The organism is Henriciella mobilis, from assembly GCF_003576315.1.
GTDB classification, from domain to species: domain Bacteria; phylum Pseudomonadota; class Alphaproteobacteria; order Caulobacterales; family Hyphomonadaceae; genus Henriciella; species Henriciella mobilis.
Genome location: NZ_QWFZ01000039.1, coordinates 102,397 through 117,253, shown reverse-complemented (window position 1 = coordinate 117,253; position 14,857 = coordinate 102,397). Strand labels below are relative to the sequence as shown.

13 protein-coding genes and 1 tRNA gene are annotated in these 14,857 nt (G+C 55.7%); 8 read left to right on the top strand and 6 right to left on the bottom strand.

Annotated features, from left to right (window positions below):
• Positions 1-44: 44 nt before the first annotated feature.
• From D1227_RS17755 to D1227_RS17740, 4 genes are all read left to right on the top strand, one after another.
• The gene (locus D1227_RS17755) at positions 45-302 is read left to right on the top strand and encodes a succinate dehydrogenase assembly factor 2 (protein WP_233349867.1); all 258 of its coding nucleotides are present in this window, start codon (positions 45-47) and stop codon (positions 300-302) included.
• A 62-nt stretch (positions 303-364) separates the two neighbouring features.
• Positions 365-3,817, top strand: coding sequence for a transcription-repair coupling factor (mfd, locus tag D1227_RS17750; RefSeq protein ID WP_119405644.1), 3,453 nt, complete (start codon positions 365-367; stop codon positions 3,815-3,817).
• A 126-nt stretch (positions 3,818-3,943) separates the two neighbouring features.
• Entirely contained in the window at positions 3,944-5,041 is a 1,098-nt protein-coding gene (locus D1227_RS17745) for a CaiB/BaiF CoA transferase family protein (RefSeq protein WP_119405643.1), read from the top strand.
• A 336-nt stretch (positions 5,042-5,377) separates the two neighbouring features.
• The gene (locus D1227_RS17740) at positions 5,378-5,749 is read left to right on the top strand and encodes a helix-turn-helix domain-containing protein (RefSeq protein WP_119376729.1); all 372 of its coding nucleotides are present in this window, start codon (positions 5,378-5,380) and stop codon (positions 5,747-5,749) included.
• Here D1227_RS17740 and D1227_RS17735 read toward each other — a convergent pair.
• A complete protein-coding gene (locus D1227_RS17735) occupies positions 5,736-6,719 on the bottom strand; it encodes a LysR family transcriptional regulator (RefSeq protein ID WP_158586719.1) in 984 nt (327 codons plus the stop codon). The genes D1227_RS17740 and D1227_RS17735 overlap by 14 nt on opposite strands.
• A 127-nt stretch (positions 6,720-6,846) precedes the next feature.
• Between D1227_RS17735 and D1227_RS17730 the strand changes: the two genes are divergently transcribed.
• From D1227_RS17730 to D1227_RS17715, 4 genes are all read left to right on the top strand, one after another.
• Positions 6,847-7,416 carry a hypothetical protein gene (locus tag D1227_RS17730; RefSeq protein ID WP_119376731.1) on the top strand — a complete coding sequence of 190 codons (570 nt, stop codon included), beginning with the start codon at positions 6,847-6,849 and terminating at the stop codon, positions 7,414-7,416.
• On the top strand, positions 7,413-8,057 hold the full coding sequence (locus tag D1227_RS17725; protein ID WP_233349865.1) for a GNAT family N-acetyltransferase: 645 nt from the start codon (positions 7,413-7,415) through the stop codon (positions 8,055-8,057). Before D1227_RS17730 ends, D1227_RS17725 begins: the two co-directional genes overlap by 4 nt.
• Before the next feature lie 115 nt (positions 8,058-8,172).
• Positions 8,173-9,111: a bifunctional enoyl-CoA hydratase/phosphate acetyltransferase gene (locus D1227_RS17720; protein WP_119405641.1), complete on the top strand. Its 939-nt coding sequence runs from the start codon at positions 8,173-8,175 to the stop codon at positions 9,109-9,111.
• Positions 9,108-10,298 (top strand): acetate/propionate family kinase, encoded by a 1,191-nt coding sequence (locus D1227_RS17715; RefSeq protein WP_158586718.1) that lies wholly within the window; start codon positions 9,108-9,110, stop codon positions 10,296-10,298. Before D1227_RS17720 ends, D1227_RS17715 begins: the two co-directional genes overlap by 4 nt.
• A gap of 14 nt (positions 10,299-10,312) precedes the next feature.
• Here the strand turns inward: D1227_RS17715 and D1227_RS17710 are convergent, their stop codons facing one another.
• From D1227_RS17710 to D1227_RS17690, 5 genes are all read right to left on the bottom strand, one after another.
• The gene (locus D1227_RS17710) at positions 10,313-11,239 is read right to left on the bottom strand and encodes a ribose-phosphate diphosphokinase (protein ID WP_158586717.1); all 927 of its coding nucleotides are present in this window, start codon (positions 11,237-11,239) and stop codon (positions 10,313-10,315) included.
• On the bottom strand, positions 11,236-12,747 hold the full coding sequence (locus tag D1227_RS17705) for a thymidine phosphorylase family protein (protein ID WP_119405638.1): 1,512 nt from the start codon (positions 12,745-12,747) through the stop codon (positions 11,236-11,238). The genes D1227_RS17710 and D1227_RS17705 overlap by 4 nt, the downstream gene beginning before the upstream one ends.
• Positions 12,744-14,108 carry an MBL fold metallo-hydrolase RNA specificity domain-containing protein gene (locus D1227_RS17700; protein WP_119405637.1) on the bottom strand — a complete coding sequence of 455 codons (1,365 nt, stop codon included), beginning with the start codon at positions 14,106-14,108 and terminating at the stop codon, positions 12,744-12,746. The genes D1227_RS17705 and D1227_RS17700 overlap by 4 nt, the downstream gene beginning before the upstream one ends.
• Before the next feature lie 93 nt (positions 14,109-14,201).
• Positions 14,202-14,573 (bottom strand): c-type cytochrome, encoded by a 372-nt coding sequence (locus tag D1227_RS17695; protein ID WP_119405636.1) that lies wholly within the window; start codon positions 14,571-14,573, stop codon positions 14,202-14,204.
• 126 nt (positions 14,574-14,699) lie between these two features.
• Positions 14,700-14,789 (bottom strand) — tRNA-Ser (locus tag D1227_RS17690).
• Positions 14,790-14,857 lie beyond the last annotated feature (68 nt).

The following is a 14,857-nucleotide window of genomic DNA, read 5'->3' as shown; positions in this document are numbered from 1 at the left end:
CTGGATTGCACTAAGTCACCGGACGGGCAAACGGAATGAAAGTCATGGACGAGAGACGACGCAAACTGAATTTCCGCGCTTGGCGCCGTGGATTTCGCGAAATGGATCTTATCATGGGCCAGTTCGCGGACCAGCATATCGGGGCCATGTCTGAAAATGAGCTTCAGGAGTTCGAACGCCTGCTGGCGACACCTGACTGGGAGGTCTACGCTTGGATTGTGGGTAACAAGCCGGTTCCGCCCAATTATGCAGGCCCCGTTCTGGACCGGCTTCTGAGCTTCGAGTACGACCCTCGGGCCTGATCCGGCCGTGTGTCGGCTTTCAGTCGCTCCGTCCATCTGCCAATACTGAAATCGTCCTCCAAATGCCGAACAGCAAGTTTCTCAGTGCCTTGTCTGCGCCGACAATCGTGTCCGGTGCGCCATTCGGATTTGATCTGTTAGCGCTTCAGCAAGCGATAGACTCCGCCGGCAAGTGGGCATTGTACGTTGCAAGAGACGAAAAGACGGCGTCGACGGCACTGAAGATCGCCCAGTTCAATCGACCGACCATGGATGTTATCTACATTCCGGGTTGGGACATCTTGCCCTTTGACCGAATGAGCCCGAGTCCGGCCATCGCATCTCAAAGGTGTGCGGCCCTCGCACGGCTGGCGAACGCAAGCGATCACTCCAAGCCGGTGCTCGTCGTCACAACCGGGTCCTCGCTTGTCCAGCGCGTGCCGCCTCGCGAAACGATGCGCAAGGCCAGCTTTTCCCTGGCTGTAGGCGAGCGTGTCGATGAAAAGGCCCTGGTCGATTATCTCAATGTGAATGGATATGTTCGAGCAAGCACCGTACGTGAGCGCGGCGATTACTCAATTCGCGGCGGGATCATCGACATTTTTCCGCCCACGAGTGCTGAACCAATACGGCTGGATCTCTTCGGGGATACTCTGGAACACCTGAAGTCGTTTGATGCCGAGACACAAGTCTCGACCGGCACTTTGCGTTCTGTTGCACTGGCCCCAGTTTCTGAAATTCTCTTCTCGGACGAAACGCTCAGCCTTTTTCGGGAAAAGTATCTATCAGCCATAGGAGCGCCGTCGGGTGACACGATGTATGAAGCGGCCCGGGCCCAAATACGTCGCCAAGGCCTGGAAAACTGGCTCCCCTTGTTTCACGAGCATCTGGAAACCCTGTTCGATTATATGGGCGAAGATGCGCTGATTGCCTTCGGTTACCTCGCCGGCGAAGCCGCTGCAGAAAGACGCACTCAAGCTGAAGACTATCACGCAACGCGCATGGAAGCCGCGAGCGACGGCCGGCCGGCTCGCGTCCTGCCCCCCGACGACCTTTACATCAGTCCCGCCGAGCTGGATGCGACGCTCTCTCACCGCGGCGTCGCAAGGTTCCAGCCGTCCTCGGGAGCGGGTGGTTTCGATCTTGGCGGACGGCCCGGGCGCGATTTCGCGCCGGAGCGGGCTAAGCCAGATTGCAATGTCTTCGAGGAGGCTGCAAAACACGCAAAACATGTTCGCGAACAAGGCCGCACTGTCGTTTTTGGCGCCTGGACCGCTGGTTCTGCGGACCGCCTCGTGAATGTTCTCGAAGATCACGGCCTGGCTGATCTGCCAATCGTCCATTCCCTCGAGGCCGCGCAGTCGGCTGGACTGTCCGTCGTCGAGATTCCGCTCGAGCAAGGGATTGAAAGCGACGGTCTGGTCTTCATCGCCGAGCCCGACGTCCTGGGTGACCGGCTTGCCGCCCCTCGGCGGAAGCGAAAGGCAGCGAATTTTATAGCTGAAGCTGCTTCGCTAAACACAGGAGACCTCGTCGTTCATGTCGATCACGGTGTCGGGCGCTATGAGGGGCTGAAGACGCTTGAGCTCACCGGAGCGCCTCATGACTGCCTGGAACTCAGCTATGCCGGTGGTGATCGGATATATTTGCCGGTTGAGAATATCGATCTGATCAGCCGCTACGGCAGTGAAGATGCGGAAAGCGCGATTGACAGGCTGGGCGGTGCTGGCTGGCAGAGCCGCAAGGCCAAGGCCAAGAAGCGAATTCTGGAAATGGCCGCGGAACTGCTGGAGATTGCCGCTGCACGCGAACTCAAACGCGCCGAGCCGACAACGACGGGGCAGGGGCTTTATGAAGAATTTGCCGCCCGGTTCCCCTACGAAGAAACCGACGACCAGCTGAATGCCATCGAAGACACGCTGGAAGACCTGGCAAGTGGCAAGCCGATGGATCGTCTCGTCTGCGGCGATGTGGGCTTCGGCAAGACGGAGGTGGCTCTGCGCGCAGCTTTCGTTGCCGCGATGAGTGGCATGCAGGTCGCTGTCATCGCGCCAACAACCCTTCTCGCTCGCCAGCACTTCAATTCCTTCAGCGAGCGGTTTGCGAGCTGGCCTGTGAAGGTGCGCCACCTTTCCCGCATGGTCAGTCAGGGCGAAGCAACGAAAACGCGGGATGGATTGGCGAGTGGCGAGATAGATATTGTGGTTGGCACTCATGCCCTGCTGTCCCAGTCCATGGAATTCAAGCGGCTCGGCCTTCTGATCGTTGATGAGGAGCAACGATTTGGCGTGAAGCACAAGGAACGGCTGAAAGAGCTAAAAGCTGACGTACATGTGTTGACGCTGTCCGCCACGCCGATTCCGCGCACGCTTCAGATGGCGCTCACGGGCATTCGCGACTTGTCAATCATCGCCACACCGCCCGTCGATCGGCTCTCTGTGCGAACTTACGTAACGGAGTTTGATACGGTTGCCATGCGCGAAGCCCTTTTGCGGGAGAAGTATCGGGGCGGTCAGGCATTCTTTGTCGCCCCACGGATCGCAGACCTCGACGAGCTTGAAGCCTTCATGCGGGATAACGTTCCCGAAGTGAGCTTTGTTGTCGCACACGGCCAGATGCCAGCGACTGAACTAGAAGACATTATGACGGCATTTTATGAGGGCCAGTATGATGTCCTTCTTTCGACCACGATCGTCGAAAGTGGACTGGACATTCCGCGCGCGAATACGTTGCTCGTTCACCGCGCAGACCGTTTCGGACTTGCGCAGCTCTACCAACTTCGGGGGCGGGTCGGCCGCTCGAAACTGCGGGCGTATGCTTATTTGACGACACCACGTGATCAGGTCATGACCCCCGGTGCCGAGCGCCGCCTTAAAATCCTCCAATCGCTGGATAGTCTCGGTGCCGGGTTCCAGCTCGCAAGTCACGATCTCGACATGCGGGGCTCGGGTAACCTATTGGGAGACCAGCAATCGGGACATGTCCGCGAAGTAGGGGTCGAGCTTTACCAATCCATGCTGGAAGACGCCGTGAATGCCCTGAAGGCCGGAAAAGGTGGTGAGGGCCAAGAGGTCGCTGATGACTGGTCCCCGCAGATCAATCTGGGTGTCGCCGTTCTGATACCTGAAGACTATGTCGAGGACTTGAGCGTCCGACTGGGGCTTTATCGTCGGCTTGCTGATATCGATACAGAGCAAGGTAGGGAAGGCTTCGCGGCAGAACTCATTGATCGCTTCGGCCCTCTGCCGGAAGAGACCAAGCAACTCCTGGATATCACTTCAATCAAGGCCGCTTGCAAAGCGCTGGGAATATCGAAGCTTGATGCCGGGCCGAAGGGTATTGTTATGGCGTTCCGGGAAGACACGCCTCTCGACCCGGGCCAGTTGATGGCACTGGTTCGGTCGAGACCGAACCTGTATCGGCTGCGTCCAGATTCAAAGCTGGTGATATCGCAGTCGCCCGCCGAGAACGACAGGCGTGTGAAGCTTGTTCGAAATCTACTTGGAGAGCTATCCGGACTGTTGGTCTCGTCCTGAGCCTTCGCATACCATCGATAGACGTTGGGGAATGCCTTCACAGTGCAGTTTCCGCGCGTATGTTCCCGACCACAACTTGAACCAAACAGCGCGCAGCCGGCGCACTGACGCAAGGGAGGGCCTTCAATGGCAAGCGGACCACTCGACGGAATAAAAATTGTGGAATTTCAGGGCATAGGCCCGGGGCCATTCTGCGGTATGTTGATGTCGGATCTCGGCGCCGACGTGATCCGCATTGATCGGGCTGGTGGGGGCGGCCGAGCTGCGACACCTGCAAATGTGGAGTCGCGCGGGCGTCGTTCCATTGCCTTGGATCTGAAGAATGCCGACGACATCGAAACGGCGCTGAAGCTCATTGAAAAAGCCGATGGCCTTATTGAGGGGTTTCGACCTGGTGTCATGGAACGGCTCGGGCTAGGGCCGGACGTTGCGTTGAAGCGCAATCCGAAACTGGCTTATGGCCGAATGACAGGTTGGGGACAAACGGGTCCGCTCTCACATGCGGCTGGCCATGACCTGAACTATATTGCCCTGACGGGTGCGCTCGGCGCGATGGGACGCAAGGGAGAGGCTCCATACCCGCCCCTTAATCTTATCGGTGATTACGGAGGCGGCGCGCTTTACCTCGCCTTTGGGCTGCTTGCCGCGATTATAAGCGCGCGCAACACAGGTGAAGGTCAGGTCATTGATGTGGCGATGACAGACGGCGCAGCATCCCTGACGTCGATGTTTTACGGAATGCGCGCCATGGGTATTTGGACAGACGAACGTCAGGCCAATCTGCTTGATGGCGGTGCGCCATTCTATGACTGTTACGAGACCAGCGACGCCAAGTATGTTTCGATTGGATCAATCGAACCTCAGTTCTACGCGCTGCTACTGGAAAAGGCGGGCCTGGACGATCCGGCATTTCAAAACCAGATGGCGCGCGACCAGTGGCCAGAGCTCAAAGAAAAGATCACGGCCGTCATCAAGACCAAAACCAGAGACGAGTGGTGCGCTTTGATGGAGGGGACAGATGTGTGTTTCGCCCCCGTCCTTTCCCTTGCTGAAGCTCCGCAGCATCCGCACAATTTGGCGCGCGAAACGTTTGTCGAGGTCGAGGGGGTCACGCAACCAGCCCCAGCCCCAAGGTTTTCCAAAACCCCCGGGGCTATTCAGCGGCCGCCGGCATCACCGGGCGCTCACAATGACGAAATCCTCAAGGACTGGGAGATCGCCTGATACAGCTTCTACAGACCTGATCACTTCGAGAAGCTAGATGAACAGCTCACAACAACCTGTCATTTATAACGTTCAGCTTGCATCTGTTAGAAAGTGACTGTCAGCCTTGAAAGCGACGTTACTACGTTGAGTTCAAAGGATGACGTCCTTCTTGCTATACCTAGGCCGCCATTTCGGCGGCCTTCTTTTTTTGATCGTTGTGCCAGCTCGGATATTTCTCCGAATCGAACCCACATACAAAGTTATTGTAACACTCTCCCGTATTGCTCTTACGCGATCTTAGGTCGAAACTATAAAGGTAGGAATTCACGCTAGTTCAAGTAGAATGAGGGGAACATGGCAACTGTGCTTTCAGCCTCACCAAGAAAGGTGAGCGATGCAGATCGTGGGATTGGACAACTGGTCAGACAGGCGCGACGTCGCGTCGGCATGACCCTCGATGACCTCGCAAAGAAACTGGGTTTGTCCTACCAGCAGGTTCACAAGTACGAGAACGGCACGAACAGGATTAGTGCCGGGACTTTGGCTGCCATTGCCAACATCTTGTCGGTTCCCGTTGATCACCTATTCCCGGAAGATGCTCTTGCAGATTCGGGTAATGGCGACACCGAACTGGATCGTAGTCGTGGAGAGATTGCGCGGCTGATCCGGACGATCGATGATCCAAAGAAACTTGAGGCAATCGCCACGATACTCAAGACGATCTAGCAGATTTGGCTTGGTCTGATTGTTCGCCGTCTGGCCGACTTCGTTTGGCCGGATGGACGAACGTATCCATGAACCACGGGCTGACATCCTCACTGAACTGTTTCCGCATCCAGTCTATGACAATTCGCCCGCGGGAGAGGCGTTGCATTCGCTGCGTATAGACTAGCCAGAATCGGATCGGCGCTATTTCCGGAAGCGACAGAGGAACCAGGCGTTCCGGATCGAGTTCAGCCACGTAAGATGGCAACACGGCTATTCCGCCACCCCGTGCACAGACTTCGCGAAGAACAGTTCCTGAATTTGTGATGACAGAATAAGAAAGCGCCTTTTTCAGGTCGTGCGCACGTGTGCTCCATGCATCGATCTGATTCTGATAGTTCGAATGTAGCAAGCAAGTATGTCCCTGCAGATCAAACAGGCTTTCCGGCTCGCCGTGTTGTGCCAGGTATTCGGGCGAAGCAAAAAACATGTAGTGCAATACCCCGAGACGCTGTGACAGCAGATCGCGGTGGCGTGGCTGCTCCCACGCAATTGTCATGTCTGCGTCGCCCGACAACAGGTTGACGTCTTCGTCCGAAATTTTCAGTTCGAGTTCTATTCCGGGATGTGTACCCAGGAACTCCGGAATGGTTCTCGTTAACCAGTGAGAGGCAACGCCATCGCCAGCGGCCATCCTGATTCTACCGGTTCCTTCGATGTCGAGCGCGCATACATCGTACCAGATCGAGTTGGCTTTTTCCGTAATTGCGTGAACGTGCGCCTCCACGACACGTCCCGCTTCCGTCAGCTCGACGCCCCTATGTGTCCGTAGAAGGAGTTCGCAGTTAAGCTTTCGCTCAAGGTCATCGATCTTGCGGCTGACTGTTGGCGTCGATTCACCAAGTTTCTTGGCAGCGGCCGTGAAGCTTTTCAGATCGGCAACTACGCTGAACACGCGCAGCTTGTCCCAGTCCAACTGGTTTTGGCTCATGATCAGATCCTTCCGACATCTCAGCGGCCTCGTTTGGCTAGTAGCAAGGCATGGGCCGAAAAGTAAATTCGCCGGTTGACAACTTACACGCGAATTAACAAACATCTCCCGCAAAGGGAGAAATGTGATGACGATTCACCAGTCGGTTGTGCCATTTACCAGCTATCCGTATTGCACGGTCACTCCTGAGGAGATGACTGAGGCAATGATGGCCCATGGCCTGAGGCGATGTGAGCCCAGCAACATTGAAGCGGCTCTCGCGCTCGGCGAAATGCTGATCGGCGGCACACTTGCGCGAGCAGAAGTTGTATACACGCTGGATATGATTACCAAAATGACGATCTGGGTCACAGGAGATCCGATAGACGGTCTCTATTTAATCGTTCCGTTGACCTTCGAGGGTAGGGCCAGCGTTGAGGATGGAGAATTCGACCCGTCTGATCCGGCCCTTCGCCACGTTGCTCCTGCCAATACTCCGATATTCGGCTTGTATGTTGGATGCTATGCGGGGGGGACAAAAGCAGCGCGCCGTTCCGTCATGTCTGCTTCTGCGTCGGTCAGAGTGTCTCTGTATGCACCCGTGCCGTGTTATGCACGTGGCGCAACGGAGGATGGCGCGCGGTCCATGATGTCACTCGGTTTCCGGCGTCTTCAAGGAGGACTTCCGGACCTCTTTGTTTTTGATCCTGTGGCATGAAGAATTCAAATTCACTTGATTATCCGGGTACTGGTGCTGCGGTGCTTCGCACGAAACCCGGCAGGCATCATTTTGATCGAACGACGGTCAAAGTGGCTAGGACATTGGACGACCTGCAGAAAGTCTTCGCCTTGCGGGCTGCTGTCTTCCTGGCCGAACAGAATTGCCCATATGATGAGGAGTATGACGGAAATGACCTCGCAGGTTTGCATCTGCTGGGCTTTATTGACGACGAGCCTGTTGCCACATTGAGGCTGAGATGGTTCTCCGCTTTCGGAAAAATCGAAAGGGTTTGCATTCTTCCGCGCGCCCGAGGGCGATTTCTGGATCGGATCCTGCTCGCCCACGCCTTTGAAATAGCAGCGATAAAGGGCTACAGGCTGATGATCGGACAAATTCAGGCCCGCCTCTGGCGGCTCTGGTCAAAGGTGCTGATCTGCAAGCTCCGCGAAGACCGACCGAGTTTTTCTTTCTCAGGCTATGAATATCTTGAAATCGATATTCCCGTACCGCTGCACCCATCCACGATCACGCCGTACTCGGATCCATACATCTTGATCCGACCGGAGGGCGCTTGGCATCGTCCTGGCGTATTGGAATCAGCTATCACGAGCAATAATCCTGTTGGGAAAGCGGCTTAGGCTGCGGAACCAGTCGCGTAACGAGCGAGGCGCTGCGTATTTCGCTTCGCTGGCTCTTGATGCGGGCCGTTCAACGGGGCTCAATGGATCGCTGACAGCCAAAAGGTACGCGTCGATGTCTTCTTCCGCCGCTTCGGACCCCACGCAAGCATTTCAAGAGATGATTGCCAAAGCAAAAGGCAAGCCGCTTCGAACGGCTGTGGTGCATCCAGTTGATCACCTTTCTCTTGGCGGCGCTATGGATGCAAAGACTGCGGGACTGATAGAACCGGTTCTTATTGGCCCGAGGGACAAGATTGCATCTGCGGCTAAATCCACAGGAATCGATCTATCGCGCGTGGAGTTGATAGACACGCCTCACAGCCACGCTGCGGCCGCCATGGCAGCGAAACTAGCGGGCGAAGGCAGTGTGAACGCCATTATGAAAGGTGCAATTCACACAAACGAGCTCATGAAGGCTATCATCGACAAGTCGAACGGCCTGCGGACTGAACGCCGGATGAGCCATGTCTTCGTCATGGAGACACCGGCTTACCCCAAGCATCTGATGATCACGGATGGCGCCATCAATATTACGCCGGACCTCAAAACGAAGCGGGACATCGTTCAAAATGCAATAGAGCTCGCCATCGCGATTGGTGTTCCAACGCCGCTGGTGGCGATCCTTTCCGCCACAGAAGAGGTCGACCCGAACATTCCTTCGACCATCGACGCGGCCGCCTTGTGCAAAATGGCGGACCGGAAGCAGATCGTTGGCGGCCTGCTGGATGGTCCGCTTGCATTTGACCTGGCAATTTCTGCTGAGGCGGTTGCGGCTAAGGGAATGACCTCACCTGTCGCAGGAGCAGCAGATATTCTGGTGGTGCCTTCACTCGAGGCGGGCAATATGATCGCGAAGCAACTTGACTATTTGGCCGGCGCCGCCGCTGCTGGGCTCGTCATCGGGGCAAAAGTGCCAATAATTCTGACGAGCCGCGCCGATAGTGCTGCAGAGCGCGTCGGTTCTTGTGCCCTTGCCAACCTGTTTGCGCGAGCGATGGGGATGACGCATTGAGACGCGAGGCGATCCTGACGGTCAATACCGGCTCATCAAGCATCAAACTGTCGGCATATGAGCGCTCGGGCATGACCCTTGGAAACTGCCTGTTAAAGGTCAACCTGTCTGGTTTACCCAATGATATGCGCTTCGTGGCGAACACACCGGAAGAACGCCTGGACCAAATGCCCGAGGCCCTTTCGTCTCGTGTGTCCGACCAGTCAGAACTCGTTGGCGCGCTCGCTAAATGGGCTGCGGATGCGCTGCAGGATGTCGACCTAAGAGCAATCGGCCATCGCGTCGTACATGGTGGACGTGACTTTGATGGTCCCGTGCTCGCGAATACAAATATACTCAAACGTCTGCGCAGTTTAACCAGCCTTGCGCCATCGCACCAGCCCGCCAACCTGGACGGCGTAAAGGGGATTTCCAGGATTTGGCCCGAAATCCCCCAGACACTTTCATTCGACACAGCTTTTCATCGAACCCAGCCTCGAGTAGCGCAGCTTTATGCAATACCCAGACATCTATCTGAAGAAGGGCTCCTTCGCTTTGGATTCCACGGTCTTTCCTATGACCATATAGCTTCTCAGCTTGAAGGACTGACCCAGGCAGGGAAACGTTCGAAAGCTATTGCGGCACATCTCGGTAGTGGTGCAAGCGTTTGCGCCATGCTGAACGGAAAAAGCATAGCGACGTCTATGGGCCTGACTGCATTGGATGGGGTGCCAATGTCGACCCGTGCAGGCAGCCTGGATCCTGGATTGCTCCTTCACCTGATGATGGATAAGGGCATGAGCGCCCGCGACTTGTCTACAATGCTCTACAAGGAGTCAGGATTGCTGGGCCTTTCGGGTATCAGTGGCGATGTCCGCGAACTTCTTGAGAACTCTGAGACCGCTGCAACGGAAGCTCTGGCTGTGTACACCTACCGGATAGCCCGAGAAATCGGATCACTTGCGACGGCTCTCCACGGCGTGGATACGCTTGTGTTTACTGGCGGAGTAGGGGAGAACTCGGCACCCGTGCGTCAAGATATCTGCGCCCATCTGGAGTGGTTGGGGCTTCAAATCGATTCGAGCGCAAACGATTCTGGGCACCGAGAGATCCAGACATCTGCGTCCAGGGTGCAAGTGCTTGTTATTCCCGCGAATGAAGAAGTCGTGATCGCTCGCGACGCCTTGTCAGTCCTCGAAGCCCGATAAGTTCAAAAGCTACGTCACTTAGCGATGTTTGTCCCCATGTTCGCGATAGTGGAAAAAGTCGCCTTAGTGGATTCGGCAAGTGCTTCGGAAATGTCGACCGCATTAGTCCTGTGAGAAATCGAATTCGTTGTGATTACGCGGTCAACGCGCGCGCCAAGAATTCTGTCTTCGACATCGCTTGAAAAAAGTGCGTGAACCACACAGCAGATCGCAGGCCGGCTACCTAGCCGGGCGAGTTCCTTCGCCAAAGACATGACCGTTCCGCCCGTTGAAATGATGTCGTCGATTATCACCGGGGTATAACCGGATATGTCCAGATCGGGTGCAACTGCCACCTCAACGGATTTCGCGTCGTATCTTGTTTTCTGAAATACGAGATATGGCGCACCGCAAGCTGCAGCGATCTTGCTGACCCACTGTTCACTTTCAGAGTCAGGACCGCATATGATTGGGCATTCCGTATTTTTGATTATCCAGGCGGCCATCGCGGTAGTGGAAGATGCGACTGATGCAGGGATCGAAAATACGTCTGCCATTTGAGTCAGTCGATGCAGGTGGGGGTCAACGGTAACCACCCATGAGAAATTGTCTGACAGGATTGCCCCGATATGGCGGGCGCTCACAGATTCACCTGGCCTGAATGCGATGTCCTGGCGGAAGTAAGGCATGTATGGCGCAATCAGCCCAACTGAAGCCGCCCCCAGATCACGAGCCGTTCGCGCCGCCAGAAGCAATGAAATAAGCTTCGCATCTGGGTGATTCAGGCTTGCGAACAGGGCGATGTGTTTTCCTTCTGGATTGGTCTCGAACCTTAAATAACTTTCGCCATCCGGGAAGCGGCTCACCTCAAGCAAACCACCGTCAAAGCCTCCCGCGCTGAGCATGGCGTTGTACAGTTCATCGTTCCCCGGAAGGGCATATAGTATCTGCTGTGGGCTCAATGTGTCAGCTCGATGATGTCCGGGTTGGCATGGACATAGTCCAATACATAAGTTAGCTCGCCGATCGTCTCGGTATGCAAGACAAAAAGCGCTTCGCCCTGACAGACCTGGTCACCAAGGCGTACTTTGAGATCAAGACCAGCCGCCTTGTCGTCCGGTGCGCCAGCCAGTTTGGCCGCACGCGCGAGTTTCCTGTTATTGATCGACGCCACGCGACCGTTGAATGGCGCGTAAATTGGACGCTTGTATTTCGCTTCAGGAAGTTCGCGCAAACCGCCTTGAGCGTCGCAAATTGCTAAAAATTTTGCCCAGGCCTTTCCATTCGCGATGGTATCCTCGGCCATTGATTTGCCCTCGCCAGGCTGAGCGATGCCAGCCAACTCCAGGATGGCACCCGCCAGGACGCATGATTTCTCCAACAAGTCTGCAGGTGCGTTCGGCTCGTTCCCCAGAACAGCAAGAACGTCGCGTGCTTCAAGCGCCGGCCCGATGCCCCTTCCAACGGGTTGAGAGCCATCTGTTATCTCGATCCGCAAATGAATTCCAAAAGCGGATGCGACCGTATCGAAGACGTTTGAAAGTTGGCGGGCTTCGACGACGTTCTTGACTTTTGCCGTCGGTCCCACGGGCATATCAATAACGATGTGGGTAGACCCGGCCGCGATCTTCTTGGATAGGACGGACGCGACCATCGTCCCCGGGGCATCAAAGTTCAACGCTCGTTCGACACGGATGATATCTGTATCGGCCGGACTGAATCCCACCCCGTCACCCCAGACAAAACACCCTCCCGTCTGACGAACAACCTTTCGCATTTCGTCTCCAGAAAGATCGACACGTGTGAGGACTTCCATTGTGTCGGCGGTTCCCGCGGGAGACGTGATTGCTCGCGACGACGTCTTTGGAATTAGCAAACCATGTGCGGCAACGATGGCAACAACGATTGGCGTTGTCCGATTTCCGGGCAGGCCACCCACGCAGTGCTTGTCTACGACGGTTTTTTCATCCCACTCTGTTTGATCCCCGGTTTCGATCATCGCTCTCGTAAGCGATGTTACCTCGCCATCCGAAAGTGGGCGCGCTGAAATGGCCGTGACGAAAGCCGCAAGATGGATATCAGAGTAAGCGCCACTAACGATATCGCGGACAATAGAACTGATTTGGCGTTCATTCAGGCCATCATCAAAAATTCGCTGGCGGACAAAAGAGAGAGACAGAACTGGCGGGGAGTGCGTGACGGTGACCTCTCCCTTGTCGTCAAGACCAAGCCCGGTCCAGGCCGTTTCTGATAGTCCAATGGTGTTCGTCGCGAGCCAGTCAGCTGATACTTGGTAGAGCGTAGCAATAATGGATTTGCCACCGCTGGTGAGGGTCACCCGGCTATGCGCGCTCACACCTTCCGATCGGCAAATGGGGCAATCCACATGAACCAGCGCGACGGCTTCATGCTGACTGAGAAGTCCGAGGCGACGCGCATGCAACTGATTGATTGATGAGGGAGCATTCATGGGAGGTCCCGCGTTTCGCCATGTTCCGGCATCACAACGGACCATCCGAGCTCCTCAGCAATCCGCAGGCGCAAAGCATCAGAGGCCACGGGCTCGCCGTGAACAATGAACGTTTCTTTCGGGCCGCGTCCGAAACATCCCAGCCAACGCATGATTTCGTCGGAATCCGCGTGGGCCGAAAGCATATGAAGGTTTTGCACTTCAGCGCGAACCGGGTGATAGGAACCATGGATTTTGATCTTCGTTGCGCCGGCAAGCATCGCGGCGCCTCGCGTTCCGCCGGCTTGGTATCCTGCGAACAGGATTGTATTTCGTGAATCTGGAGCGAACGCTTTCAGATGATAAAGAATACGACCACCCGTGGCCATGCCACTTGCCGAGATAATGATTTTGGGGGTCTGGTCCTGGTCCAATTTCTGGGAATCTTTGCCTTCACGAACATATTCAGCAACGCCGCAGGCTTCTTCAGCTTCTGCACGCGTCAATTTATGCGTCTTGGCAAACCGAACGAACAACTCGGACGCGTTAATCGCCATTGGACTGTCGAGATAAACTGGCACCTGCGGAATACGCCCAGAATGTATCAGTCGACTGATATGGAACAGCAGCGTCTGTGCCCGGCCAACCGCAAAGGATGGAATCACGACCGTTCCACCGCGCGAAAAAGTCCGGTTCAGGATCGCCTCGAGCACGTCCTCGGGATCTGTTTCAGTATGCGTGGTATCGCCGTATGTCGACTCGACGAGTAGGTAGTCGGCCTGCTTGATTTCCGCAGGATCATGCATGATCGGCGTTCCGTATCGTCCAAGGTCCCCGGAAAAGACGATCAGATTGTCGCTCGTCTGCATTTCAATGGATGCTGCTCCCAGTATGTGTCCGGCTTCGCGAAATACTGCTTCAACGCCTTCGATGATTTCGATGGCTTCGGAGAACGGATGCGTTCGAAAATGCTGGAGGCAGCGATAGGAATCGTCCTGTGTATACAGGGGCAGGGCAGGTTTGTGACGGCTAAACCCTTTGCGGTTTGCAAACTCCGCCTCTCGTTCTTGTAGGTGGCCACTATCAGGTAGCAATATCTCGCAAAGCGCCCTGGTCGGCTCGGTACAATGAATGTCTCCCCTGAATCCGTTTTTCACCAGAAGCGGCAGGTAACCTGAATGATCGATGTGCGCATGCGTCAGTAGAACGGCATCGATGTCGGATGGCGAAACGGGCAAGGGCTTCCAGTTCCGTAACCGAAGCTGCTTGAAACCCTGGAACAAACCGCAATCGATCAAAACTCGCTTGTTACCGGACTCGACCAGGTACTTCGACCCTGTGACCGTGCCTGCCCCGCCAAGAAATGTAATCTTGTCAGCCATCTGTTATCTTCCATCGGTTTTTCACAGCTGGTCCGACCGAAGGCCAAGCCCGTTCCGGTCGCAATCAGTGTATGTACGGACACGCGCCCGTTGTCAGATAGTCTGCGGTTCCTGGATGCTCTCGATATAGGCAAGGAGTGCATCGACATCTTGCTGTGTAAATTGCCATTCCGGCATGTCCGGGTGGCCCACGACGATGCCCTGCAAAAAAGGCTGCTCAAGCTCATCAACTGGATACTTCCAGGACAGTTGCCGCAATGGTACCGCATCAGGATGCGGGCTTTCTCCGGTAATGCCGATCGCATGACATTTGGCGCATAGATTTTCAGCGATCGCTTCGCCGCGCCCCAACAGCTCAACATGATCGGGCGGGGCCGCCTCCGGAAGGTCTTGCGCGGCCCGCGGTTCGCTACACGCAGTCAAAATCAACAAGCAAAGGCTTATGCCCAGAATTACTCGCAACATCGTCTTCCACCTCCCTCCAGGGAGATTGAAGGCGCTTTTCGAACTTCGCAACCTCCAGAATCCTGCGAATGAAGCGGATTTCGACGCCGACGAGCTCCACACCGGCGTCGCGCCGCGAAAAAAAGCTGGCGGAGGAGGAGGGATTCGAACCCCCGGAACGTTTGCACGCTCAACGGTTTTCAAGACCGCCGCATTCAACCACTCTGCCACTCCTCCGTGGCCGGGCGCCTGTTTCCGACATGGTAGCGCGAAAAGCAATAGGGCGGCTGAACCACATTTCCGCC

Excerpts from the sequence above, each read along its gene's own strand:
- D1227_RS17755 (WP_233349867.1), top strand. The coding sequence starts at position 45 with ATGGACGAGAGACGACGCAAACTGAATTTCCGCGCTTGGCGCCGTGGA.
- mfd (WP_119405644.1), top strand. The coding sequence starts at position 365 with ATGCCGAACAGCAAGTTTCTCAGTGCCTTGTCTGCGCCGACAATCGTG.
- D1227_RS17745 (WP_119405643.1), top strand. The coding sequence starts at position 3,944 with ATGGCAAGCGGACCACTCGACGGAATAAAAATTGTGGAATTTCAGGGC.
- D1227_RS17740 (WP_119376729.1), top strand. The coding sequence starts at position 5,378 with ATGGCAACTGTGCTTTCAGCCTCACCAAGAAAGGTGAGCGATGCAGAT.
- D1227_RS17735 (WP_158586719.1), bottom strand. The coding sequence starts at position 6,719 with ATGAGCCAAAACCAGTTGGACTGGGACAAGCTGCGCGTGTTCAGCGTA.
- D1227_RS17730 (WP_119376731.1), top strand. The coding sequence starts at position 6,847 with ATGACGATTCACCAGTCGGTTGTGCCATTTACCAGCTATCCGTATTGC.
- D1227_RS17725 (WP_233349865.1), top strand. The coding sequence starts at position 7,413 with ATGAAGAATTCAAATTCACTTGATTATCCGGGTACTGGTGCTGCGGTG.
- D1227_RS17720 (WP_119405641.1), top strand. The coding sequence starts at position 8,173 with ATGTCTTCTTCCGCCGCTTCGGACCCCACGCAAGCATTTCAAGAGATG.
- D1227_RS17705 (WP_119405638.1), bottom strand. The coding sequence starts at position 12,747 with ATGAATGCTCCCTCATCAATCAATCAGTTGCATGCGCGTCGCCTCGGA.
- D1227_RS17700 (WP_119405637.1), bottom strand. The coding sequence starts at position 14,108 with ATGGCTGACAAGATTACATTTCTTGGCGGGGCAGGCACGGTCACAGGG.
- D1227_RS17695 (WP_119405636.1), bottom strand. The coding sequence starts at position 14,573 with ATGTTGCGAGTAATTCTGGGCATAAGCCTTTGCTTGTTGATTTTGACT.